We start from the raw sequence: 24838 nt of genomic DNA, 5'->3' as shown, positions 1-24838 counted from the left end.
ACTGATAACATATGTAGGTCTGGACAAATATGTATAGGCCATGTCCTAGTCCAGGCTGCCTATTTCCGTTATTTTAACCTTTTGGTCTGAAAACTAACGCCCCGATAAATCCAAAGATGATAGCTGCAGAGATACCGGAACTCGTAATTTCAAACATACCTGTCAGTACGCCAACGAGACCGTGTTTTTCCGATTCCATCATTGCCCCGTTCACGAGCGAATTCCCAAAAGAAACGATTGGTATGGTTGCTCCAGCACCGGCAAAGTCAACAAGCGGTTCGTATAATTCAAACCCGCCAAGAACAGCTCCTATTACAACGAACAGGCTTAACGTATGTGCTGGTGTCAGCTTGCCAACATCGAAAAGAAGCTGGCCGACTACACATATCAAGCCACCGATGACAAAGGCCCAAAAAAACATTGCTAACATCCAAATCTCTCCTTTTTCATGATTTCATCCATATTCAATGGCTACCGCATGGGCAATGCACGGAATGGAATCTTTTTGCTGGACAGATAGCGGTGACAATAATGCTCCTGTTGCAACAAGCAGGATTCTTTTATATTTACCAGAAATCATTTCATTTAGTATATGGCCATATAAAACCACAGCCGAACATCCCGCACCACTCCCGCCTGCCAAAGCAGGCTGATCCTTTTTAAAAATCATCAATCCGCAATCTTTGAATTTTTCCTGATTGATATCGCAGCCCTTTTGTTTTAATAAGTCAATGGCTGTCCCTCTGCCTATTTTCCCCAAATCACCAGTAATGATGTAATCATAATCATCCGGGGTCAAACCAGTATCTTTGAAATGGGCAAGAATCGTATCGACGGCGGCTGGGGCCATCGCTCCCCCCATATTGAAGGGATCCTTCAATCCCATGTCAATGACCTTTCCGATGGTGGCCGAGACGATATGGGGAAATTCCCCTTGCTTGCTTCCATTAGGAGCTACCAGTGCCACCCCTGCTCCTGTTATCGTCCATTGAGCTGTCGGAGGTTTTTGCCCTCCATATTCAGTTGGATAGCGAAATTGCTTTTCAACAGCTGCATTATGGCTCGAGGCGCCTGTCAACACATAGTTAGCCCCGCCATAATTGGTGATGAAGGCAGCTAGAGCGAGACCTTCCATTGAAGTGGAACAGGCTCCAAACAAGCCGAAGTATGGAATGCCGTTGGTTCTGGCTGCAAAACTTGTGGGTGTAACCTGATTGATTAAATCACCCGCCAAGAAAAATTGTACCTGCTCCTTGTCAATCTTACCTTTCTCCAGTGCAAGCTCAACCGCTTTCTCCATCAAATGGCGATGAGCCTTCTCATAAGAATCCTGTTCCATCCACAAATCATCGTATAGGATATCAAAATCACCAGCGATTTCTCCATTTGCCTCAAATGGCCCACCTGTTACCCCTGTTTCCAAGATGACCGGTTTATTGGCGAACATCCATGTTTGTTTTCCCTTTAACACCGCTTAGCCCCCTATCATTTGATAAATCGTTTTTATCAACGCCACGACAAAGGCTGAAAATACTCCAAATAAAATAACCGATCCAGCCAATTTAAACATATTGGCTCCAACACCAAGGACAAATCCTTCAGTCCGATGTTCGATAGCTGCCGAAATGACTGCGTTACCGAACCCTGTAACAGGGACAGCACTTCCTGCCCCACCGAACTGGCCAATGCGGTCGTAAAACCCGAAGCCGGTCATTAGAAGAGCAAGAAATACCATGGTAGCAGTTGTTGGACTACCTGCTGTCTGTTCCGTAAAGTTAAAAAAGTAAATATAGAAGTAAGAAATGGCTTGTCCCACTATGCAGAAAATGCCACCTACTAAAAAGGCTTTCAAACAATTCTTCACTATTGGCCTTTTAATTTCATGCTTCCCTTGGAGCTCTTTATATGCATCCTGCTGTGGGGTAGTTTTCTCCTTGCCGCTCATAGTACTGAACCTCCCTTTCTAAATTAATTCTTTTTGAAGTCCTTCAATCTCCTTGAACTTCCTTTTCGCCTTTTTCTCGGGAACATCTTTTTCCTTGAGTAACTCGTTCAATCTTACAGATTCCAAAAAGATTTTATAATCGCTCGAAACGATAAAATCATACTTGGGAAACTGCTTTTCAAGATTTCCAGTCACAGTTTTTTCAATTTTCTTCATATGAAAACGTTTTAAGTGCTTAACCTTATATGCGACGATAATCTTTTTGCCATTTTTCACGACGATCACATCATAGATGGCGTCTTCGTTAGCAACGGTTTCCTTGACCTTTGAGATCAGTCCCTTTTCACCCTTTTCATCCATCCCATTAATGATATCCATCGGTTTAGGATTCGTACGTTTAAGCAATGCTAAATTCTCTGTTTTTCCGTCACCCTGACTGCTACAGGCAGTGAGCAAACACAAAACAAACATAACAAACAGCCATTTGCCCTTAAAATATCTTCCTTGTCTGAACATAGAATCACATCCTAATTTATCGTTCTATTATTATTTTCTTGTTTAACTGGTTTTTATGAATGGTAGGATTAGGAAATAAAAAAACCTTTCCAAAATGGAAAGGTTTTTTCACTCAATAGCCTTTATTTTTATTGTTATTATTACAGCCACAGTCTTTCTTGATTTTGACCGGTTGATCTTTTTTAATCGGTTTTGCATAAGCCCATGGATTCTGTTTCTGATTCAATTTATGACTCCTCCTTTAAGATCTATACAATACTATATGAACGAAGAGACAAGTTGTTTCCAATCAAATGTCCATAATTTTGCTGATTATGACCTCAATAATTGCGCCTACTGCTGCTACGGCAAGGATTAATATCAGTACGTCGCCAATAAACCCATGTTGGATATAAAGGAAAACCAGAAAAAGACTTACCCAGACACCAACACACCAAAAACAGCTTAGCAATTGACCAATCCAGCCAAGCAGGCCCTTCTCCTTGGGCATTAAAAATATTTCCACATCCCCTTCTTCATTTTTTTCCTCTATTTCTGTAAAAAAGGGGCGGCGCAGCGGCTCCAGGATTTTATCGAAAACGATCAAGCGTGTCAGCCTGAAGGAAGCCAAGCCTAATATTATAAATAAGGTAAATTCATTTTGTGGGGGAAACATTTAATATTGCTCCTTCACTTAGGTTCTTCAATTATTTTGGCATCAATGATTTCCGGCAGGCCCACGAAACGAATATGGTTCCCTCTTTTAATCTTCACTGATTCCCCCTTCATTCCCAATACATGAAACTGAATCGTTTTTCCGTTAACAATAGCCTCACATAATGGCTTTGGAAAACCTTGATGATTGGATAGGCGGGAAATGATGTCCCCAGAAGATTCCCTTTTCTCCACTTTCTTTCTTTTTTTCTTAACTGGCTTTTCGGTTTCCTTTTCTGATTGTTCAGGATTTTCCATGTGTTCAACCGGAGTTTGTTCTGGGACATATTGTTCGGTAATTTTCCTTATACCCGTAATCTCTGTTTCAATTTCCTTCATGACATCATAAACACCAAATTCGCGTTTGATCTTTTCGATTTTTTCTTCCTTATGCCCGTCTTCCTGAAGTACCGGCTCAACGTTTTCTTGCGGTGTTTCTTTTTTCGTTCGAAAATCACTTTGCATATTCCCTCGCAGATCGGAGATTTTTGCCTGATCTACATATAACAATGGTTTGGATTCCTTATCGCCATTATTCTCTGACATGAAAATCCTCCTTAATATTTCAGAATATCCACAGACTGCAGCTGTTTCATATGGTATTGAACAACCTTTTTCCCGAATTTATGCCTTATGAACAGACTGGATTCTTTCTTATGTTCCAATTTTCCAAACAGTGTGCGGTCATTGATGATGAATTTACAAACAGGCTTAGGTGCAAAGGCAGGGAGTCGGGACAATAGCTCCACCAATTCCTCGGCAGTATATGAAGTGCTGAATTTTTTTTCATCCAAATTCAAATTCGTATGTCTCTTCAGCATATTGTGTATGTTTTGTTTTCCAACAGCACAAGGCAGGTCAACTTTCTTCACGTCCATGATGCCCCTCCTTCTTTTTCACGAATAGGGTTGAAAGCAGGTTTATACTGATTCTCACAAACAGTTTAATATCTACTCTATGTATCATTTATATGAAATTCACCCTTTTTTATGCTGGAGATGTTAAATAATGACGGTAACCAATTTTGGATATGTTGGGTATTAATGGAGAAAAATAAAGATAATGATATGTTAAAGGAGTAAATGAGGATGAAAAAAAATGGGAAGATTTCAACCGTACAACTATCTTTAATCATGATGACGGCTGTCGGCTTGAAAAATCATGTAACGATCCTCCCGCACTTACTGCCAAGTGCAAAACGGGATGGATGGATTTCCGTTTTACTTGCTTTTGGATTGATAATGATTTGGTGTTTACTTTTATTTTACATCCATAAATCCACCGGTCAGACCAACATATTTGTATGGGTGGAAACGAATATTGGTAAAGCGCCAGGCAGAATGTTATCCATTGTCATAAGTATTTGTTTCGCTTCATTAGCTGCAGTTTCGTTGAAAGAGATGGTTGTATGGACAAAAGTATCCTACTTGCCCGTAACTCCACCGATTTTTGAAATAATCCTTTTTACGGGATTTTGCTTTTTCCTTGCCTCAACAAACATCCAAACGATTGCTATTACCAATACTATTCGTATTATTTGCCGTAATCCTGTTTGGTTTTTTTGTGGCAATCGCAAATATTCAATTTAAAAATTATTCACTTTTGCAACCGATTCTTGAACATGGCTGGTCTCCTGTTTTCTCTGGGATGATCTATCCTTTGTCAGGGCTTATTGAGTTGATTGTCATACTTTTCATTCAACAAAAAGGTCATGGCAAAATAAAATATAAGGTATTTGCATTGAATACCATTATCCTTACTTGGCTTATCCTTGGCCCCCTTATTGGCTCCATTACCGAATTCGGTCTGCTTGAAGCTTCAAGACAAAAGTACCCTGCATTTGAGCAATGGGGATTGGTCACCTTGGGAAGGTTCATTGAACACCTTGACTTCTTATCCATTTATCAATGGTTAACCGGGGCATTCATACGAGTCTCCTTTTTACTGTTTTTATCGCTTGAAGTCCTATCGATAAAAAAACCGCTGAACAAAACGATATTGCTCATTGCCTATTCAGTGATGCTTATCGTTTCCAATTCATTCAGTTTCAGTGATGTCATATTATATTACATTATAAAAACAATTGTCTTGCCGGTTACATTCTGGTTCTTTTTAGCGTTTTCCATCCTTTTAAGTATTTTTGTTTTAATCGTAAAAAAAGGAGGTCCTCATCCGATGTTCAAAAAAACGAAAAAGCAACCGTCCAAACAGAATAGTAAAATTGAAAAATCAGAACATCTCATAATAAAAAGCGAAAACGATATAAAAGAAATTTTTCATAATTCAGAAGATGTATTCTTCCAAAGCAGTTTATATCGTGATGAGTCTCCGATAAAAATCACATTAATTGGATGTGACGGTCTTATCGATACTGAATTGTTAAATAATCTTGTATTTGAAGGGCTATCTTTATTTTTCGAAAAGCATCCAAGAGGAGCTTTAAAAATTGATGACATAAAGGACTCCCTTCATCTTCCTCACCTTGCCGATGTAAACACAAAGGAAGAGTTGTTCGCAGATATCTATTCTGGGAAATTATTGATTTACTTTGAAGGATACAACTATCTGGTGTCTACAAATATTGCTAATCGACCGCAGCGTACTCCCGAGGAAACAACTACAGAAGTAACGATAAAAGGGCCGAGAGATAATTCATAGAAGATTTATCCATAAATGTCGCTTTAATACGAAAGCGAATGCGAACAAACTCCTTGAGTGTGAAATATTTCGAAGTGGGAAGGCGAACATTGACTAAAGTCGCCCTTTTATATATGGATGATATCTCTGATCCTGAAATGGTTCAAACTATCACTAAAAGTATTGAAGCAATTGATATAGATGGGATATATGGAGGAAATCAATTTATGGGGTTAATTGAAGGACAGCCCTCTCTTCTCTTTCTTGTTGTCATTTATGATAAAAAAATAAAATTACACCATTTGTGGATAAAAACGGAAAAGTGCGTTTTGACATTAAGATGAAAGTTAAAGCTAGTGTTGAAATGTTGATAAAAGGGGCAACACGTGATCAATATGAAAAAGAAATAAAACGTGCAATCAAAAAGGAAATAAAGACAACCTATCAATATACACAAAAAAGGGATATTGACCTTTTCCGGCTTTCTGAAAAACTCTATCGGAAGGATATTAAAGCTTGGAAGAAGGTTGAAACCAACGGGAGAATTCCATTGGAGGAAGACACACTCAGGTCAATCCAAATTGATGTGAAAATTCAAGATACTGGAAAGCACAGATTAACACCGATCTTTGAAGGGCAGAGAGACAAAGGATGGGAAAACCAATAAAAAAAGGGGGACATAGAAGCCCCCTTTTTATTGTCATCCGATTATATGATAACCCGAATCCACATGGATATTTTCCCCGGTAACTCCGCGGGACATGTCACTTAATAAAAATACCGCAGTATCCCCTACTTCTTCCGGAGTCGTTGTACGACGGAGCGGTGCTTCTTCTTCAATCTTCTTCAAGATTGTATTGAAGTCCCGGATACCTTTAGCGGATAACGTACGGATTGGACCGGCTGAGATTGCATTCACTCGAATGTTATCTTTACCAAGATCATTTGATAGGTAACGGACATTGGCTTCAAGTGACGCCTTAGCCACTCCCATTACATTATAATTTGGCATGACACGTTCACCGCCAAGATACGTCATCGTGACAATGCTGCCACCTTCCGGCATGATTTCTTTCGCAGCTTTAGCTACAGCGGTTAAAGAGAAAGAACTGATATTATGGGCAAGCAAGAACCCTTCACGGCTCGTGTTGAGGAACTCTCCGTCAAGTTCCTCCTTGTTGGCAAATGCGATACTGTGTGCCACGCCATGAATGATACCTGTTTCTTCCTTAATCGTCGCAAAACATTTTTCAATGCTTTCATCCTTCGTTACATCACATTGTATAATGGCGGAAGGCTTCCCTTCCAATGTAGAAGATAGTTCCCTAACGCTTTTTTCTGTACGATCTTTTCCGTAGGTGAATATCAGCTTTGCACCTGCCTTATGTAAGGAACGGGCAACTCCCCATGCAATACTTCTTTTATTCGCTACACCCATTATGACAAACGTTTTTCCCTCTAATGAAAAAGTCATCGTATGTGACCTCCTAATTTTAATACAAGTTATTAGTACCTGCTACTAATGACAGTATACCAAATTTCCTCTGATAAAAACACCGTTTTCTGAAGTCCCTTTGGAATATCGCTTCCCCAAAAGGCCTGCTTTAACTTATAGTAAATAACCCATGAATAATGTAGCTAATCCAAAATAAATCAGAACACTGATAATGTCATTGATAGTTGTAATGAATGGTCCTGAGGCTACCGCAGGGTCAATCTTCATTTTATGCATGAGGAGCGGTACAAGCGAGCCCGCGAGTGTGGCAACTATTAAAGTAATGAAAATCGATATTCCAACCAATAAACCCAGCATCAGATCACCTTGCCAAATATATACAATAAAAATGATGGCTGTTCCACATGTCAGGCCAGTGATGAGGCCAGTCCCCGCCTCCCGTATGACGAGCTTCCACTTGCTTGCCTGCTCCAATTCCCCTGTTGCAATTCCCCGTACCGCCACGGCCAATGCTTGTGTTCCTGTATTGCCAGCCATGCCGCCAATCAATGGAATAAATACAGCCAGGATCGCTTTTTGGCTAAGTGTCTCCTCGAAACGACCAATAAGGCTAGCGGTCAATAAGCCTAAGAACAAGAGAATGATCAACCATGGCAACCGTTTTTTTGCAGCAGAAAAGGGACTCTTATCAACATGATCGAGATCTGGTACACCCGCTAATTTAGAATAATCATCGGATGCCTCTTCATCCATGACATCAATGATATCATCAACTGTAATGATCCCTAACAAATGGTTTTGAAAATCGACGACTGGCACGGCAAGGAAATTATAGTCCCTTATTTTACGCGCAACCTCTTCCTGGTCTTCAGATACAGGTACGGATACTACCCGGTCATCCATTAGATCACCAATTAAAGCATCTTCATCAGCTATGATCAATGTCCTGAGCGATAAGACACCAAGAAGTTTCTTATCCTGATCGGTAACGAACACATAATATATCGTCTCCGCTTGCGGAGCTTCCCTTTTTAAGATCTTCATGGCTGATCGAGCCGTTTCGTTTGCTTCAATGGCGATGAACTCTGTCGTCATGATACTTCCCGCTGTATACTCTTCATAGTTTAGAAGCTCTTGGATTTCACTTGCCGCTTCATCATCCATGATGGTCAAATAGCTGACGGCCTGCTCATCATTGATTTCATTTAGGACGTCAGCCGCGTCATCTGCATACATATGGGAAAGCATATCAGCCACGTAAGAAGGATTCATTTCAGCCAGCAGGCTTTCGAAATCCTCTTTATCTATTTCTATATTTTCAAAAAGGCCAGCCATTTCTTCCGGTGACAAATATCTATATACGACGGATCTGAATTCATCTGACAAGCTTGTATAAAATTGGGCCTGATCATATGGATGCATTTCAAGGAACTCCGTACGGAACTGATCCAGATTTTCCGTTTTAAGCGCTTCAAGCAAAAGCCCGTTATTCATTTGAACACGTTCCCTTTCCTTCATCTCCTCCATAACCTGCACCTCCTAAAACATATTTTTTCATTTCCTCGTTTATATTTTATTTTTTTAAATAATACTATACTAATACCATAAACATATACAAAACAAACAAAGGGTGTGTCAAATGAACATCGATATCATAGGGGACATTCATGGATGTTTCGCCGAATTCAAGCAACTGACGGAAAAAATGGGCTATACATGGGATACTGGGATTCCTGTCCATCCCTCCGGAAGGGTTCTCGGCTTTGTAGGGGATTTAACCGATCGCGGCCCTAATTCCCTTCAAGTAATCGAGGTTGTCCATGAATTAGTCATTAACCAAAATATTGCAAGGTATGCCCCAGGAAACCATTGCAATAAATTGTATCGTTATTTTTCAGGCAATAAAGTTCAAATATCACATGGTTTAGAGACTACAGTAGCTGAATATGAATCCCTAAACATTCGGGAGCAGAAGAAAATCCGAAAAAAATTCATGGATCTGTATGAACGTTCCCCACTATATCAACTTATTGATGATGGACGACTGATCATTGCCCATGCGGGAATTCGCAGTGATTATATTGGCCAATATAGCAGTAAGGTAAAAACCTTTGTCCTCTACGGTGATATCAATGGCTCCAAACATCCAGATGGGTCTCCGGTCAGGAAGGACTGGGCTCAATCCTACAAAGGGAAAAAATGGATCGTGTATGGTCATACACCAGTCCCTGAAGCAAGACGAGTCAATCATACTTACAATATTGATACAGGCTGCGTCTTCGGTGGAAAACTAACAGCTGTCCGTTATCCTGAAATGGATCTTCAAGAGGTGCCTTCAACCATGCCATATATAGCGGAAAAATTCAGGACATCTTTTGATTAACCAAAAAAACTCGCCATCTTGGTGAGTTTTTTTGCGTCTATGGATTTTTGCTTAATCTTGTTTTCGGCTTGATGCGGGCCGGTTATAAAATCAGGAATCCCAGCCTATACTTCCCTCGAGCAATCGAGTCATATCTTCAGGTAGCTCTTCTTGAAACAACATCATCTTCTTTGTGAAAGGATGTAAAAATTTCAATTCAAAACAATGAAGGGCCTGGCGAGAGATATCCCTCCTGCTCCCTCCATATAAATCATCACCAGCCAATGGATGACCAATATGGGCCATATGGACCCTTATTTGATGTGTCCTCCCTGTTTGGAGTTCCAAATTGAGGAATGTGTGCGACCCAGTGTGTGCCAATACCTTAAATAGAGTACAGGCATACCGGCCATCGTCCCTGACTTCCCGTTCAATGATGCTGGTCGACTTTCTGCCAATTGGCGCAACTATCTCCCCTTCAGGTCCATCAACGAGTCCTTCGGCTATGGCTTGGTATCTCCGTTTAACCTTTCCTGATTTTTGTTGTTCACTTAAAAGGTGATGGATATGCCGATGCTTGGCAATTAAAACCAACCCCGATGTGTCGCGGTCAAGCCTTGTAACAATATGGATCGTTGCCTGTATTCCCTTCTTCTTATAATATCCCGCCAAGCCATTGGCCAGACTGCCGTTGGGATGCTCCCGGGAAGGAATGGTATTCATGGAAGAAGGCTTGGCCACCACCAATACAAATTCATCTTCATACCTGACATTTAGGGGGATGGGTTCTGGCAAAAGGCCTTCACTTGCCTGCTCCGGCGGAAATATGACGGTGATGATGTCGCCGGTTTCAATCCGTTCCCTTACGGTTACTTCTTCACCGTTCAACTGGATATATCCACCTTTAAACTTAATATCCGTTAATGCTCGTTTTGAAATATCGCATTTGCTGAGAAACTCTCGCAATAAAGAGCCAGAATCCTCTTCAAAAACCGACCAGGTCAAAGAAAAGTTTTGATTTGACATGAGGTGAGTCTATCTCCTTAATTAGCAATAAATGAATCATGCACTCTTTTCCAGAAAGGAAAAGGGCGGAATCTGGCAAATCGGATCTTTTCATCTGCAACTCGGCACTGTATCGACTTGACGTCTTCTTGAAGCAGGGTCAAATGATCGATCGTAATTTGAAAATTGACAGCATTGACCGGCCGGAACATACATGTATGATGTGCCGGCAGCAGCAGAGGAGATCCGACCGTCCTAAACACCCGGTTATTAATGGATGCCAATTCGGTAATCTGAATGGCATCGATTGATGGATGGACGATGGCTCCACCAAGCGCCTTATTATAAGCCGTACTTCCAGATGGCGTCGCAATGCATAGACCATCTCCGCGGAACGTCTCAAAATGCTGGCCGCGTATCTCAACATCCATGACAAGCGTCCCTTCAACACTTTTGACTGTCGATTCATTCAAAGCCAAAAATCTGGTTTCGCGTCCTCCATGCTGATAACGGACGATTGTTTCGAGCAGTGGATACTCCACCACTTGAAATGGGGTTTTTGCTAAAGCTATCACTAATTTTTCAATTTCATCAGGGGTCCAATCTGCATAAAAACCAAGATGTCCTGTATGTACACCAACAAAGGCGGTTTTGTCCAATCTATTACTATAACGGTGAAATGCATATAATAATGTGCCATCACCACCGACAGAAATGACAATATCCGGCTGATCTTCGTCATATTCCAAATGAAAGTCCTGAAGATACGTTCGCATCCTTTGCATTAAAGTATTCGATTTCGCATCTCCTTTTGACGTAATCGCAAATTTCATGTAATCCCACCTTACAATTTAGATTTCTTTTTGTTCATTTATACGTTTAAGAATCTTTCTTCCTGGAAAAAAGACGCTGTGCTTCCTGGATTTCCGTACGGATTTGCGACATCTCTGCATCAAGCAGGAAGGCGGCCTCAGCTGCGCGTTTTAGCCGCAGTTGAATATCTTCCGGAAAAATGCCTTTATATTTATAATTTAAAGAATGTTCTATCGTAGCCCAAAAATTCATCGCAAGTGTCCTGATTTGAATTTCGGCAAGTATATTTTTTTCGCCATGGATCGTCTGGACCGGGTAGCGGATGACAACATGATAAGAACGGTAGCCGCTTGCTTTTTTATGGGAAATATAATTCCTCTCCTCAACTATCTCAAAGTCATTGCGACCTCGTAAAAGTTCAACTACCTGTTCGATATCATCCACGAACTGGCACATCATGCGAAGTCCTGCAATATCCTGAATTTCGGTTCCCAATTTATCAATGGCAATATCCTTCTGACTCGCCTTATCCAAAATACTGACAATCGGCTTTACCCTGCCTGTTACAAATTCAATCGGTGAGTGAATATTCTCTCTCTCAAACTGTTTCCTTAATCCCTTTAGCTTAACCTTTAATTCTTCGACAGCCTGAGTATAAGGCGCCAAGAAATCGTCCCAACTCTCCATTGCCACACCACCTATATCTATCTAAAAAGCGTCTGTTCAACTCTGGTATGGGCAGAACGCTCTCCTTATCCTGCAGTCCTATGACATACTGCCAATTCACCACTGGATCCTATTGAATCTTTCTCTAAAAACAAAAAGTATGTATTAATTTCTCTATAAACGGTAATCCACTTCCCGTGTTCAACGTTTTTATTTTATCATATCCTGCAATTGATTCCTAAATATTCAAGTACAATAGCAAAAAATTATTGTATTCAATTTGACAGCTTGAATGGTTCTTATATGATTAACCTAAGATATTTAGTCAGAAAGGAAGGGACACATGAGCCAGCATATTGAAATTGAGTTTAAAAACCTTTTGAAAGAAAACGAATTTCGACAACTGATTGATTATTTTCATATCGGGACATCGAACTTTAAATCACAGAAAAATCATTACTTCGATACATTCGAATTCCATTTGAAAAATCTGGACTCTGCGCTTAGGATCCGGGAGAAAAACGGCTGTTACGAGCTAACTTTAAAACAGCCTGCTACAGAAGGATTATTGGAAACGAATCAAGATATCTCTAAAGAAACCGCTTATGCGTTTCTGAATCAAAACACTTTCCCTGAAGGGGAGATCCAACAGCTTATCATTGAATGCGGAGTTAATCCAAAGGATTTTACCTGTTTTGGGACATTAAAGACCGACCGTTATGAATTCCCTTACAAAGAGGGTTTACTTGTTTTAGATCATAGTTCATATGTGAATCAGGAAGATTTCGAGCTTGAATATGAAGTGACGGATTCAAAAGCCGGTAAAGAAAATTTCCTGACTCTCCTTGAAACCCTTCAAATTCCGGAAAGAGAAACCGAAAATAAAGTTAAGAGGTTTTATCGCGCCAAATTCCAGGAATAATCCTGTTTGAACCATATTCGGAGGTGGGAAATTTGATAATCCAAGATTTCAAGACTTTTATGGAATTGCAGGCAATCCAGCAATTCACAAATGGAAACATCCCTAAAACTGTTTCATCTCGATCCGTTTTCCAGGACATGCTGTCGGAACTGGTTTCGGGTGATGCTCTTGAAGGCACTTCACAGACATTGGGTTCCTTATTATCCAATGTGGAAACGGAAACGAAGTCTTTTCTTCAATCCAGCAGACTGACATCCAATAACCAGATAGCTGCTGCCCATACTAACGGTGAGACTCGCGAAGCCGTCACAAATTACGATCAAATCATCAGCCAGGCGGCCAGCTTGTATAATCTCCCGGAAAAACTGATTAAGTCGGTCATTAAACAAGAATCGAACTTTAACCCTGAAGCAACCAGTTATGCTGGTGCAACTGGCCTTATGCAGTTAATGCCCGCAACTGCAAGGAGCCTGGGAGTTGATGATGCAACCGACCCTGAACAAAACATCATGGGCGGGAGTAAATATTTAAGTCAAATGATGGCCCGTTATGACGGGGACATCCAGGTTGCCCTTGCTGCTTATAATGCCGGACCAGGAAACGTAGATAAATATAATGGAATTCCGCCCTTTAAAGAAACTCAGAATTATGTCCAAAAAGTATATGGCACATTTTCAAGCTAATGAAAGCTGACCCTGATATTTTTGATGGGTCAGTTTTTTTCATATGTGTACATATATTTCTTATCCAAAACCGCACAAAAGTTTAAGTCCCCAAAAGCGGTCTTTTCCGTTCATTCCCCTGTGTCATACTACAGATGTAAAATTTTCTTCAAGCTATATATTTGTTATATCAGTACGTCATTGATAAAATATGTATAAACATCAACCATCTTTCAATAAAAGGAGTAATCAACATGATGCAAGGGAACCCTACACCATATGAATTAATTGGAGAAGGGCAATTACACAGGTTAATTGATGTGTTTTACTCCAACGTTAATCAACACCCGGATCTACTGCCGATTTTCCCTGACGATTTAACAGAAACGGTCCGTAAACAAAAACAATTTATGACTCAATATTTAGGTGGTCCCTCTTTATATACTGAAGAACATGGCCATCCTATGTTGCGGGCTCGACATATACCTTTTGAAATTACGCCAGAACGAGCGAAGGCATGGCTCTCATGCATGTATCAAGCTATGGACGAAGTGGGCCTTGAGGGTGAAATAAGAGAGTTTTTCTATCACCGCCTTTTTTTGACGGCACAGCATATGATCAATACATCCGGTACTGATGGGAAAGGAGAAGACAGTTGAGCGCACATAAACCAGTTTTCAATATTTCCGATTGGATCAAGACGCAGCATTGCTATGATATAGGAAAAAAGCCAATTGAAATTTATGTTTTTGTTGATCCGCTTTGTCCCGAATGCTGGGGCTTAGAACCAATTATTAGAAAATTACAGATAGAATATGGCCAATTATTCAGTTTACGCCATGTTTTAAGCGGTAAAATCGATTCTCTTAATATGGGGAAAAATAAAAATTATGAAAACCTTGCTCATGTTTGGGAAAAGACAGCCAGCCGCTCGGGAATGTCCTGTGATGGTAGCCTTTGGTCTGAAAACCCAATCTCTTCTCCATATACAGCTTCCATCGCAATAAAAGCAGCGGAATTGCAGGGCCGTAAATTGGCCATTCGCTTTTTAAGGCAGCTTCAAGAATATGTATTCATTGGGAAAAAGGATATATCCAATATCGAGGTCTTGACCGAGTGTGCCAAAACGGTTGAACTGGATGTGGAGGAATTCCTTGATGACATCAATTCTTCCAGTGCAGCCAAAGGTTTTCAATGTGACTTGAAAATAACCAGCGAAATGGAAGTGACTGAAATACCTTCCCTTGTCTTTTTCAATCAAAATATTGAAGAAGAGGGAATAAAGGTTTCGGGTGTCTATTCTTACGAGGTATATGTTCAAATTTTAGAAGATATGCTTAATGGTCTTCCCGCCCCTGCAAAACCACCCTCTATCGAAGAGTTTTTAAGCTGTTTCAAACTGGTGGCCACCAAGGAAATCGAAACGGTTTATAATATGAATAAGAATAACGTCGAGTTGGAAATGAAGAAACTTGTTTTAAAACAGTTGGCAGAGAAAATTCCGGCTAAATACGGGACGTTTTGGAGATATACAAAGAAGCAGTAATGATTTTGACTGCTTCTTTGCTATTCAAAAAAAGGGAAAAACCATGCAAATCAAATGATTGCATGGTTTTTATTATAAGAAATAAGGGGATGGGAGAAACTTTTTTCACGATCAAACAAAGGGGTAAATGTTTGTTTGTGATTTATTTCACAATAAATAATATAACAGATAATCCATTTATGTTTCAACTATATGTATTACTTTTCACAAATTGTTCATAATATATACTTTTCTATTATCATTATCCCTTAGGTGTATTGTAAAAAGAGCGTCTTTTTAATTTAAAGGTTTATTGCTATCTTCTTTCTGATTGATTTCTGATATGTAAGGATATACATTAGATTGTGAAAAACATCACATATTAGTGCATATCCTTTTCAAACATTTGTCACTTTTTTACAACAGCCTCATTTCACTTCAACAACATGAAAAAACCCCAGCAAATCGCGAAATTTGTTGGGGTTTTCATCTATTTATACGAAAAAGGGGATGGGAGAAATTTCACGACGAACAAACAAAGGGGTATATGTTTGGGATGTGATAACTTCTTATCTGTACTATATCAGATTATACACATTAATTGCAAGAACTTTGTGCGCATTTTCACATTATTGTCATATTCTTAGAATACTGCTTATTCTAAAACATAAAATCTAATAAAGGAGCAGATGATCATATACTGCTGTCAGGTTGGAGGTGACCAAATTGAAAGGCTTTATTCTACTCATACTCTTAATAGGGTCGCTATTCGTTCAGCTACTCGGTATCATGCACCTCATTCCTCTGTATTTCACCTCCCCAATTTTATTTTTTGTTTTCTTCATTATTCTTCACAGCTTAAATCAAAGAAATCGTTTTAAAGGATTATAACGGATATTCATATAAGAGAAGAAGGGACCAAAACTGAAGTAAACCCAAAAAGTTAGACATTTATTTAATTAGGCAGTCTTGAGGGGCATGAACCCGGTAATCTCGGGTTCTTGAACTAAGGCTCTCAACTAAATATGCATTCTCTGGACGTTCATTTCAGCCTGTAAAGCCTCTAATGGATCCTTCTACTGGTATTTTCTTCGTTTCTTTTTTCATGGATGGACGCCCCTTTTTATTCGGTTCAAGATCGTCAATCCCGTTCTCCCCCAATTGCTTTAGCCACTTATCCATAGTAGAGGGAGAAGCAATATTATACCAGCAGCCGTTTGGGTACTTGACACTCCAAAATCGTTCATATAGTTTTAGTACATCCATCTTCATATCATAATTGGTATTAAATTGGTTGGCGACAGATCTAAATGAGTCAACTCCTTCTAAATAAGCAAGGACAGTTTTAATTATAACTCTAATGAATATTTTGTCATAAAAAATAGCACCCCAATTGTTAGATGGTGTCTAACAATTGGGGTGCAGTTCAGCCGCTCGGGTCCCTTTCGAATCCTATTTATTCAAAAGCTCTTCCAACTCATTTAATTTCTCTTCGAATACATTCATGGCTTCTTGTACAGGCTCGGCTTTTGTCATATCGACCCCTGCCTTTTTTAGTACTTCAATCGGATAATCAGAACTTCCTGATTTCAGGAACTCCAGATACCTTTTGACAGCGGGCTCTCCTTCTTCAAGGATTTGCTTGCTTAATGCTGTTGCTGCACTTATTCCAGTCGCATATTGATAAACATAGTAATTATAGTAGAAATGTGGAATACGTGCCCATTCCAAACCGATTTCTTCATCAATTGTCACATTCTCACCAAAGTATTTCTTGTTCAGCTCATAATATTCCTTAGTTAACATATCAGCTGTCAACGCTTCCCCATTTTGAGCTTTTAAATGTATGGAATGTTCAAACTCCGCAAACATCGTTTGGCGGAACAATGTTCCACGGAAACCTTCTAGATAATGATTCAATAAATAGATGCGCTTCTTTTCATCCTCGATTGTATTGAGTAAGTAATCATTCAGCAGGTTTTCATTACAAGTCGAGGCAACTTCCGCTACAAATATAGAATAATTACCGTATGGGTAAGGCTGATATTTACGCGTATAGTAGCTATGGACCGAATGCCCGAACTCATGAACGAGCGTGAATAAGTTATTGACGTTATTTTGCCAGTTCATTAAAATATATGGATTCGTCCCGTATGTACCAGAAGAATAGGCACCGCTTCGTTTCCCTTTGTTTTCATGCACATCGACCCAACGGTTTTCAAATCCCTCTTTCAAAACATTCAAATAGTCCTCCCCAAGCGGAGCAAGCCCCTTTAGGACATAATCTTTGGCCTCCTCATATGTCACTTCCATCTTCACTTCTTTAACAAGCGGAGTGAATAGATCATACATATGAAGTTCTTCTAATCCTAGTACTTTTTTACGTAAATCAAGATAACGGTGCAGTAACGGCAAGCTGTCATTGACTGTTTTAACGAGATTATCGTATACTGTCTCCGGAATGTTATTGCTACTTAACGCCGCTTGGCGTGCTGAATCATATTTTCGGACTGTGGCATTGAAATTATGGTTTTTCACCTCACCTGACAGGGTTGAAGCAAATGTATTACGGAACTCACCATACTTGCTGTATACCCCTTTAAATGCCTCCTCACGTACACGGCGATCTTCACTCTCAAGAAAACTGATATACCTTCCATGAGTTATTTCCACTTCATTTCCCTCTTCATCCTTGATGGTCGGGAATTTCAAATCAGCATTGTTAAGCATACCGAAAGTATTGCCTGATGCATCGAGTACTTCTGAAGCTTGTGCCAATAATTCTTCCTGCTCGGCAGATAGGATATGGGGTCTCTGAAGATTGATTTCCTCTAATGAATGTTTATATAATTTCAATTCTTCTTTTTCTTCCAAAAACCCTTCCACTTTGCTTTCGTCAATACTCAATAGCTCAGGAACCATATATGAAAACGCAGCCGCTGCCTGGGCGTATAAAGCTTTTGCCCGATCTTCCATCCCTTGATAAAAAGGATTGGTTGTATCTTGATCATTGCGCATATGTGAATAAGAATAAACTTTCCCTAGCTTCTCAAATACTTCATCTTGGAGTTGAAGAGCCGAAAATAACTTTTCTGCGCTTTCGCCCAAAGTCCCTTTATGTCCCTCCGCTTTCTTGAGATCTTCTTTTACTGCTTGGAAAGCAGCTTCCCAATCTTCTTCGGTGGCGAAGATATCTTCCAGTCTCCAAGTATCTTCCGCAGCTATTTCACTTCTTGAGGGTAATGCATTCACTTTAGTTTCTTGTGCCATTAAAATTCCTCTCCATTCTATAGAAAACTCGCCATTCAGCTAACAATCACCAAACCGGATCAATGCTTCAAACAGCTTCATGCTTCCTTAAAGATTTTAAATCCTCGTTCCTATTACTATTTCTCCATTAACAAAAATAATCCTGCCAATTCATCTGAATTCAAGATAAATAGAGATGTTATCCCCGATTATACTGGATATTCCCCTTTTCCATCATCAATTTATGCTTATCATAGAAATTTTTTTCCATCATTTGACCGTGGTCACTGGTGAAGGGAATGGAAAATGCCTTTTCAACTTTAAATACCCCCTCTTCCTCCTTTGAAATGTAACCCAATTTCTCTAATAGCTTGATATATTGATCTAAAGGATATTCCACGGGTTTTTCATGAAGCAATGGTAACGGTCTGAACTTTATTTCCCCCTTTTTTGAGCGCTTCTTAAAAAAGTGGATAATATCAGCCATAGAAATCTTTTCCCCAGGTTTTTTCTCTTGAAACACATCCATGTAAAACCATGCCTGCCATTCAATCGGGGAAGTTTCAATCAACAGCATCCCTCTGACGGGAACACCCACTTCAATGGGAATTGCCGCAGGTGTAATATGATGTAAATAGAGCCCTTCGAAAAAAGGATCGCTTCTCCGTGCAGTTTTCACACGATGAAGGGTCCAGTCTTTTCGTTTGTTTCTCCACGCAGGCAGAAAAGGGAAACGGAAGCAGTTTTGGGGCAATGCCCGACTAGGGGGTAGGAGCGTTAAAGAAGCAGTCGTCAATTCGGCAAAGACGGTTCTAGGGGTAAAAGGAGTGAGGTTCTTCAATACTGATAAATGATTAGTTTCCGGACAATACATCCAAAGAAACGGATGGTGGCAACTGCCGGTGACGAAGAGCCATTGAAATCCGGATAAACTGAATTCATACATGCTTTTCCTTTTTAGGCGTTTTGCAGCGAGGATCCAAATTGGCATGATGCCTACGCTTTGATAGGCTCTTGTCCGTTCAATGAATTCAATCTCCGGAATAACTGAGCATTGAAATTCTATTGCATAGCGATTACCTCCTATCGTAGCTAAGATATCAGCCCTTTTCTTGATTTCGGGCAGGTAGGCTTCTAGATCCACTTGATAACCGTGTGATGAAAACCACTGAAACAATTTTCTTTTTCCCATTAAATGATAGGCGGATTCCGGTTCTGAAGAAGCACGGCATGAAGAATTATTTTTATGGGCGAAATGCGGGACCCTGACGTTTCCTGCTTTAATCGACATTTCCGTCTTGCAGCAGGGACAATAATAATCTGTTGACTTTCTCCATTCAGCAAGCAAGTTTGCCGGTATCTTTTCAGGAAGGGTAATCCAAGTCCCATCACTCTTTATCGCAGTTAACATACATCTCCTCCTCACCACTACATTCGCTTGCATAGCAATGGATTCCTTTTAATTTTCAAAAAAAAAATGCCTGATCGGCATAAAGGAAAAGTAATATCTAAAGAAGGGGGGAAAGCAATCGGCAAGTGGATTCCAACACTTTCAATCCAAAATTCCGTTTGGAAAACGCATTGATTTCCACTTCTTGGGATACCTTTATATCTTCCAAAAAATCATTTACCAGCTGTTGTGTACTTTCCGTCCGGTAGAGAAAGGCATTGACTTCGAAATTCAAGTGAAAGCTTCTCATATCCATATTGGTTGTCCCAATTGAGGCCATTTGGTCATCAACGATGATGATTTTACTATGCATGAAGCCTTCATTATATTGGAATATACGAACTCCCGAAGTAAGCAATTCGGGAAAATAGGTTCTCGAAGCATGAAATACAATTCGCTTATCGGGGTTCTTTGGGACGAGCAGCCTGACATCCAAACCACTTAAAGCAGCTACCTTCAATGCTTGAAGGATATCGTCGTCAGGAACGAAATAGGGAGATGCAATCCAGACAGACTTTTCTGCTGAAGTAATCATCTTAAAAAAAATGCTCTTAATGATCGTCCACTCACTATCCGGCCCTCCGCCAATCAATTGAACTCCGCCATGCCCATCATTGATCGGCATGCCGGTCAGGAGGTATTCATCCGTTAAAAAGCTATTATTGGTGCTATAATACCAATCCTGCAGAAATATGAGCTGTAGAGTCCTGACCGCTTCCCCCTTTACGAGAAGATGCGTATCACGCCAGAAACCGAATTTCGGATCATGTCCCAGATATTCATCCCCAATATTGAGGCCACCCATGAAACCGACAGAGCCATCTATCACAATTATTTTACGGTGGTTACGAAAGTTGAATTTATTATTTAATAAAGGGAGCTGCAACGGACCAAAGGCTACCATTTCGACTCCAGCATTCTTCAGTTCATCGATATAGGCGCGAGCTAACTTCCAAGAACCAACCGCATCATAGAGAAAACGGACCACTACCCCTTCTTTTACTTTTTGTATCAAGACATCTTTTAGAACACCGCCAATGCGGTCATCCCTAACTATATAATATTCTAAATGAATATGATGTCTGGCTTTTTTTAATTCTTCGATGATATTGGAGAAAGTCTCCTTACCATTCCTTAAAATCCGGGTTTCAGTCGTAAATGAAATAGGACTATTCCCTAGCCTATTTGCAAGCGTGAATAACTGCTGTGAGTTTTCTCCCATTTCCTTAATTCGATCATTATATTCCGCTTCTCCGCTTATTTTCACGAAACTTTGCTTATCCAAAAAGTACTTCTTGCGAAATATCCTCTCTTTCCGAAAATTACGGCCAAACAAAAAGTAAAAAATGAAACCGATGAATGGGAAAGCGCCAAACATAAGAAGCCATGTTATGGTCTGGATGGGATCCCGATTTTCCAGGAAAATGATGGATCCAATTATCACCAAGAACAGGGTCATTATAAGGCTAGAATAAAAAATCAGCCTACCATCGACTTCACTTGTCAGAAAATACCAAGGGCCGACCAACAAGAGAATTAGCAGACTTATGCCAACTATATTCTTCACCTGGACTACCTCCAATTAACAAACACAGGCACATTTAAAAACCTCCCTGCTTAAGGTAAAAACATTTATTCTTGGACGAAAAGGCCGATTTCTACTGAAATCGGCCTCAACAGTCTATGCGAAATATTTATCGACCGTTGTGAATACATCATTTTCGATGACTATTTTCCCGTACTCTTCAAGCATGTGCACCGTTATTGGTGACTCCTGACTATATTCCAATAAGAGGCTTAACACATTATCGATTTCTTCCTCGTCAATTTCCGCCTCGGAAAACTCGATATAAAGATAATATTTATTTTGATAAACATAAAGTTTTGTCGTCCAGTCATCCAAGCCATGACGCTTGCTTAATGAAATGACATCTTCAAAATCCTCGAATGTCGTGATGAATTCAATCATACCATCTTCGAATGTTATACCGCTTTCTTCATCCTTACCATGAAAATGTTGATCAAGAAGGGTATCCATCTTATCTGATACATTCAATTCCTTAAACTTATCATCTGAAAGAGGCAGCTCGAGTTTCTGACCATCTTTGGCAAGCTGGGCTTTTGTGACCAAAACCTCCAAGCCTTTTTCAAGGGCTTGAACTTGAATCCATAAAGGTCCTTCAATCATGAATTCTTCTTCTTGATGCACTTCATCCATCATTTCCCAAAAAAGTTCCTCACTTCTCTCACGACTGTACCAAATCTCTTCGCGATCGAAGCCTCTTTCCTCAATATCTATATAGGAAATATAAAATTTAACTGTATCGTCATTAATGCGTTCGATTTCCATGATTCCCCTCTCCCTTCCTTTCTCATTTTGAAGGGATAATAACCCCCAAGCGAAAATTGCTCTTAAAAGCTCTTTACCCGTAAGTGAATACTGTAAATCATGATAGTCATTAAAGCATACTATTTTACATCATTTTATGACAAAACCTTGAAGAAGGGAAATAAAAAACATTACTTATCTAAAAAACAATTGTTTGCCTAATATTCCATTCATTCTATAAAATAATTCATCCGTATGCAACTATCACAATGCATGCTTTAATTTTAATCTTACCGCCGTTTATGCCTTATTATATACATGCGATGGTTAATTGCATTCTTATTTTATCTTTAAATGATGACCGGCTATAGGGACTTGCTTGAGATGCCAAACATCCCTGTCGCCCATGGATCTAAAATTGGACGAAAAATCGGTTTTGTATAAAGAAAAAGCCCTGCACAATTCCTGGCAGAGCTTGAAAGACATTATTAGTTGACCATACGTTGCGCTTCCCGTAACTGGAAGGTTCGGACTTTACGTGGTAAAAAGCGTCTTATCTCATCTTCGTTATAACCTACTTGAAGCCGTTTCTCGTCAAGGATAATTGGACGTCTCAACAATCCCGGGTTTTCCTTGATCAATTTATATAATTCTTGAAGAGGCAGGCTCTCTAAATTTACGTTTAACTTTTGGAAAGTTTTAGACCGTGTTGAAATGATTTCATCGGTCCCATCTTCTGTCATTCGAAGAATTTCTTTAATTTCATCAATTGACAACGGTTCAGAAAAAATGTTTCTTTCTTTATATCCAATCTCATGTTCCTCTAACCATGCTTTTGCTTTTCTGCATGAAGTACAACTAGGTGATGTATATAATGTTACCATGTTTACTCACACTCCCTAAATATAGAATCGGTGATCTATGAGGGGAAATCTACTATTAGTATTCATAAGTACCACTCTAATTTGAAATAATTTTAAATAAGTATTTCATATTGTTTATTATACACTAATTCATTTAAAATGAATACCCTTTTTGATATTTGAAAAAATCCTTTTAAACTTCTTGTTTAGCCTGTACTATAGCTATTTCGTTTTTTTATGTAATACATTGAAATCACTTTTTCTAATTGAAAATACCTACCTACCATTCTCATTTAACTCTCAATTCAGCCCTCATGATTTTGTCAATTTGCTCGTTACTTTTATTTACCCCCAATCCTTGTCAATAAACAAGATCATGTTAATATATTTTCTTTAATAAAAAGCAAATTCCTCCTTTTACAAGAAAAACCATTCTTTTAGCACATATAATACCAAAAGTGAATAAGGGAATTCAAAAGAATCGGCAAGTAGGGAACAATCTACCATCCAGAAGTTATAAATATTCATTTTCCTCAAAAGATGCACAATGTGCAGGTGAACAACCGGCACTTTCAGACTGTAGCATATTCGAAAAAAAGCCAGTTTCCTCTGTTTTATTCTTTAAAAAAGGTTCCAGTTGATTTCAGAAATTCGCTCCTGCCGACTGTCTGCAAAGCCTCATCAAAGCAAGCATCTGCGGGGTCTCGGCAAGCCAGTTATTCGACAGGAGTGTCGCAAATTTCAAGCGCAAAAATACATGAAGGATAACCAAGTCTTGTTTTAAAATTACGGTTCGGGGTGAGACACTTCCGAACTTATCGACAAAATGAAAGGGCCGAAAACCGGCCCTATTTCTCAGACTTCCATCTCTTTAAAAATATCCGTTTCCTGACCAGCATTCAAGCTTAGTACATCCTCTACATCCTGATAAGACTTTCCATAAAGGTCGTCATCTTTGTAGGTATGGATTTCAGAATAAATCTCTTTCATAAAATCAAAAACGTCTTCTTCTTCAACAGATGGATTTGCCGGCCAATATAAGATTTCCATTGGAGTATTCTCTTTGGTGGCAAGCGATTTTCTGCTGTAGGAAATCGAAGAAGCATGCTTGAATCCTTCCCTTTTATAAAATCTCAGCCTTTTAAATGTATCATCATCATTTTCTTGAACTGGTTCGACTTCCAGCAAAATCGTTTTCTGCTTTTTTTGCAATTTCTGGATCAATTTCCTTCCTAATCCCTGCCCCCTTGATTTCTTTGATACAAATAGGTAATCAACGAATATAAACTCTTCCCCTTCCACATACAATAAAACATGGTCGGGACCTTCATCCTTTATATATATTTCCTGCTTATCTTCTAAGAGAACTTCAATATGTTCTTTAGACTTCATTTCTTCAATGGGGAAATACTGGTTTAGTTTTTCATACCAATTCATGATTTAATCTCCTCTTTTGCTAGTTTATTCTTTCCAGATTTTCTCTTATCCACTACAATGGAACTTAAATAGCTTTAAAACAATATTGGGGGGGTTGGATGTTCAGTTACTTTATTGACTTTGTTTTAGTCGCAGCTTGCGTTATTGGCATCACTGCCGTAAATGGCGTTGTGACGAATGGTATCGGCGAAAAATGGTTTGGAGGGAAACGTCACTCTCATATTTTCGATCAATCGAGACGAATTCAGTCAGGGTGGAATCAAGTTGGCGGGAATAAAAAGCGGTAATTTTAGAAAGAAATCGGATGA

Annotated in this window: 29 protein-coding genes; 10 read left to right on the top strand and 19 right to left on the bottom strand. The window is 39.5% G+C overall.

Annotation, left to right across the window (positions count from 1 at the left end; all coding sequences use genetic code 11):
• Positions 1 to 73: 73 nt before the first annotated feature.
• From spoVAE to ACFX4X_RS11460, 7 genes are all read right to left on the bottom strand, one after another.
• Positions 74 to 430 carry a stage V sporulation protein AE gene (spoVAE, locus tag ACFX4X_RS11490; protein WP_061462123.1) on the bottom strand — a complete coding sequence of 119 codons (357 nt, stop codon included), beginning with the start codon at positions 428 to 430 and terminating at the stop codon, positions 74 to 76.
• A gap of 24 nt (positions 431 to 454) precedes the next feature.
• Entirely contained in the window at positions 455 to 1471 is a 1017-nt protein-coding gene (spoVAD, locus tag ACFX4X_RS11485; protein ID WP_061462122.1) for a stage V sporulation protein AD, read from the bottom strand.
• 3 nt (positions 1472 to 1474) lie between these two features.
• Complete coding sequence (gene spoVAC / locus ACFX4X_RS11480) at positions 1475 to 1945, bottom strand: stage V sporulation protein AC (protein ID WP_061462121.1); 471 nt, start codon at positions 1943 to 1945, stop codon at positions 1475 to 1477.
• An 18-nt stretch (positions 1946 to 1963) separates the two neighbouring features.
• Positions 1964 to 2461, bottom strand: a complete 498-nt coding sequence (locus tag ACFX4X_RS11475; protein ID WP_061462120.1) for a hypothetical protein — start codon at positions 2459 to 2461, stop codon at positions 1964 to 1966.
• Positions 2462 to 2750: 289 nt separating this feature from the next.
• Entirely contained in the window at positions 2751 to 3116 is a 366-nt protein-coding gene (locus tag ACFX4X_RS11470; RefSeq protein WP_284471443.1) for a DUF1360 domain-containing protein, read from the bottom strand.
• A 14-nt stretch (positions 3117 to 3130) separates the two neighbouring features.
• The gene (locus ACFX4X_RS11465) at positions 3131 to 3700 is read right to left on the bottom strand and encodes a hypothetical protein (protein ID WP_284471444.1); all 570 of its coding nucleotides are present in this window, start codon (positions 3698 to 3700) and stop codon (positions 3131 to 3133) included.
• Between the two features lie 11 nt (positions 3701 to 3711).
• Positions 3712 to 4032: a hypothetical protein gene (locus tag ACFX4X_RS11460; protein WP_061462117.1), complete on the bottom strand. Its 321-nt coding sequence runs from the start codon at positions 4030 to 4032 to the stop codon at positions 3712 to 3714.
• A 210-nt stretch (positions 4033 to 4242) separates the two neighbouring features.
• Between ACFX4X_RS11460 and ACFX4X_RS11455 the strand changes: the two genes are divergently transcribed.
• Genes ACFX4X_RS11455 through ACFX4X_RS11440 form a run of 4 tightly spaced genes read left to right on the top strand, consistent with a single transcriptional unit; the run spans position 4243 to position 6458 of the window.
• A complete protein-coding gene (locus tag ACFX4X_RS11455) occupies positions 4243 to 4743 on the top strand; it encodes a GerAB/ArcD/ProY family transporter (RefSeq protein WP_061462116.1) in 501 nt (166 codons plus the stop codon).
• Complete coding sequence (locus tag ACFX4X_RS11450) at positions 4718 to 5812, top strand: GerAB/ArcD/ProY family transporter (protein ID WP_377383500.1); 1095 nt, start codon at positions 4718 to 4720, stop codon at positions 5810 to 5812. Before ACFX4X_RS11455 ends, ACFX4X_RS11450 begins: the two co-directional genes overlap by 26 nt.
• Positions 5813 to 5850: 38 nt before the next feature.
• Positions 5851 to 6135, top strand: coding sequence for a spore germination protein (locus ACFX4X_RS11445; RefSeq protein WP_377383498.1), 285 nt, complete (start codon positions 5851 to 5853; stop codon positions 6133 to 6135).
• Positions 6114 to 6458, top strand: a complete 345-nt coding sequence (locus ACFX4X_RS11440; RefSeq protein WP_377383496.1) for a Ger(x)C family spore germination C-terminal domain-containing protein — start codon at positions 6114 to 6116, stop codon at positions 6456 to 6458. The genes ACFX4X_RS11445 and ACFX4X_RS11440 overlap by 22 nt, the downstream gene beginning before the upstream one ends.
• Before the next feature lie 33 nt (positions 6459 to 6491).
• Here ACFX4X_RS11440 and fabI read toward each other — a convergent pair whose 3' ends face one another.
• Positions 6492 to 7265 (bottom strand): enoyl-ACP reductase FabI, encoded by a 774-nt coding sequence (gene fabI / locus ACFX4X_RS11435; protein WP_284471448.1) that lies wholly within the window; start codon positions 7263 to 7265, stop codon positions 6492 to 6494.
• 135 nt (positions 7266 to 7400) lie between these two features.
• A complete protein-coding gene (mgtE, locus tag ACFX4X_RS11430; RefSeq protein ID WP_375166308.1) occupies positions 7401 to 8741 on the bottom strand; it encodes a magnesium transporter in 1341 nt (446 codons plus the stop codon).
• A gap of 145 nt (positions 8742 to 8886) precedes the next feature.
• Between mgtE and prpE the strand changes: the two genes are divergently transcribed.
• Complete coding sequence (prpE, locus tag ACFX4X_RS11425; protein WP_377383494.1) at positions 8887 to 9630, top strand: bis(5'-nucleosyl)-tetraphosphatase PrpE; 744 nt, start codon at positions 8887 to 8889, stop codon at positions 9628 to 9630.
• A 90-nt stretch (positions 9631 to 9720) separates the two neighbouring features.
• Here prpE and ACFX4X_RS11420 read toward each other — a convergent pair whose 3' ends face one another.
• Genes ACFX4X_RS11420 through yjbM form a run of 3 tightly spaced genes read right to left on the bottom strand, consistent with a single transcriptional unit; the run spans position 9721 to position 12114 of the window.
• On the bottom strand, positions 9721 to 10635 hold the full coding sequence (locus ACFX4X_RS11420; RefSeq protein ID WP_284471449.1) for an RluA family pseudouridine synthase: 915 nt from the start codon (positions 10633 to 10635) through the stop codon (positions 9721 to 9723).
• A 17-nt stretch (positions 10636 to 10652) separates the two neighbouring features.
• Positions 10653 to 11447 (bottom strand): NAD kinase, encoded by a 795-nt coding sequence (locus ACFX4X_RS11415; RefSeq protein ID WP_061462109.1) that lies wholly within the window; start codon positions 11445 to 11447, stop codon positions 10653 to 10655.
• A 46-nt stretch (positions 11448 to 11493) separates the two neighbouring features.
• Positions 11494 to 12114, bottom strand: coding sequence for a GTP diphosphokinase (yjbM, locus tag ACFX4X_RS11410; RefSeq protein ID WP_061462108.1), 621 nt, complete (start codon positions 12112 to 12114; stop codon positions 11494 to 11496).
• A gap of 322 nt (positions 12115 to 12436) precedes the next feature.
• Between yjbM and ACFX4X_RS11405 the strand changes: the two genes are divergently transcribed.
• The 4 genes from ACFX4X_RS11405 (at position 12437) to ACFX4X_RS11390 (ending at position 15223) form a co-directional block, all read left to right on the top strand.
• Positions 12437 to 13015 (top strand): CYTH domain-containing protein, encoded by a 579-nt coding sequence (locus ACFX4X_RS11405; RefSeq protein WP_377383491.1) that lies wholly within the window; start codon positions 12437 to 12439, stop codon positions 13013 to 13015.
• A 23-nt stretch (positions 13016 to 13038) separates the two neighbouring features.
• On the top strand, positions 13039 to 13698 hold the full coding sequence (locus tag ACFX4X_RS11400) for a lytic transglycosylase domain-containing protein (protein ID WP_377417070.1): 660 nt from the start codon (positions 13039 to 13041) through the stop codon (positions 13696 to 13698).
• A gap of 233 nt (positions 13699 to 13931) precedes the next feature.
• Positions 13932 to 14336: a globin domain-containing protein gene (locus ACFX4X_RS11395; RefSeq protein WP_377383487.1), complete on the top strand. Its 405-nt coding sequence runs from the start codon at positions 13932 to 13934 to the stop codon at positions 14334 to 14336.
• Positions 14333 to 15223 (top strand): ClpXP adapter SpxH family protein, encoded by an 891-nt coding sequence (locus ACFX4X_RS11390; protein ID WP_081108725.1) that lies wholly within the window; start codon positions 14333 to 14335, stop codon positions 15221 to 15223. The genes ACFX4X_RS11395 and ACFX4X_RS11390 overlap by 4 nt, the downstream gene beginning before the upstream one ends.
• 1026 nt (positions 15224 to 16249) lie before the next feature.
• Here ACFX4X_RS11390 and ACFX4X_RS11385 read toward each other — a convergent pair.
• From ACFX4X_RS11385 to ACFX4X_RS11355, 7 genes are all read right to left on the bottom strand, one after another.
• Positions 16250 to 16468, bottom strand: coding sequence for a hypothetical protein (locus ACFX4X_RS11385; RefSeq protein WP_377383485.1), 219 nt, complete (start codon positions 16466 to 16468; stop codon positions 16250 to 16252).
• A gap of 186 nt (positions 16469 to 16654) precedes the next feature.
• Positions 16655 to 18472 carry an oligoendopeptidase F gene (pepF, locus tag ACFX4X_RS11380; protein ID WP_289337962.1) on the bottom strand — a complete coding sequence of 606 codons (1818 nt, stop codon included), beginning with the start codon at positions 18470 to 18472 and terminating at the stop codon, positions 16655 to 16657.
• A gap of 178 nt (positions 18473 to 18650) precedes the next feature.
• Complete coding sequence (locus tag ACFX4X_RS11375; protein ID WP_377383482.1) at positions 18651 to 19862, bottom strand: competence protein CoiA; 1212 nt, start codon at positions 19860 to 19862, stop codon at positions 18651 to 18653.
• Positions 19863 to 19959: 97 nt separating this feature from the next.
• On the bottom strand, positions 19960 to 21468 hold the full coding sequence (cls, locus tag ACFX4X_RS11370; protein ID WP_377383480.1) for a cardiolipin synthase: 1509 nt from the start codon (positions 21466 to 21468) through the stop codon (positions 19960 to 19962).
• A gap of 114 nt (positions 21469 to 21582) precedes the next feature.
• Positions 21583 to 22251 (bottom strand): adaptor protein MecA, encoded by a 669-nt coding sequence (gene mecA, locus ACFX4X_RS11365; RefSeq protein ID WP_061462101.1) that lies wholly within the window; start codon positions 22249 to 22251, stop codon positions 21583 to 21585.
• A 467-nt stretch (positions 22252 to 22718) separates the two neighbouring features.
• On the bottom strand, positions 22719 to 23114 hold the full coding sequence (gene spxA, locus ACFX4X_RS11360; protein WP_061462100.1) for a transcriptional regulator SpxA: 396 nt from the start codon (positions 23112 to 23114) through the stop codon (positions 22719 to 22721).
• Between the two features lie 834 nt (positions 23115 to 23948).
• Positions 23949 to 24530, bottom strand: coding sequence for a GNAT family N-acetyltransferase (locus tag ACFX4X_RS11355; RefSeq protein WP_061462098.1), 582 nt, complete (start codon positions 24528 to 24530; stop codon positions 23949 to 23951).
• Positions 24531 to 24628: 98 nt separating this feature from the next.
• Here ACFX4X_RS11355 and ACFX4X_RS11350 point away from each other — a divergent pair, with 98 nt between their 5' ends.
• Positions 24629 to 24817: a hypothetical protein gene (locus ACFX4X_RS11350; RefSeq protein ID WP_061462097.1), complete on the top strand. Its 189-nt coding sequence runs from the start codon at positions 24629 to 24631 to the stop codon at positions 24815 to 24817.
• The last annotated feature ends 21 nt before the right edge of the window (positions 24818 to 24838 follow it).

The organism is Peribacillus sp. YIM B13481 (genome assembly GCF_042787985.1).
Classification (GTDB): domain Bacteria; phylum Bacillota; class Bacilli; order Bacillales; family DSM-1321; genus Peribacillus; species Peribacillus simplex_A.
This window is presented reverse-complemented; position numbering and strand designations above follow the sequence as displayed.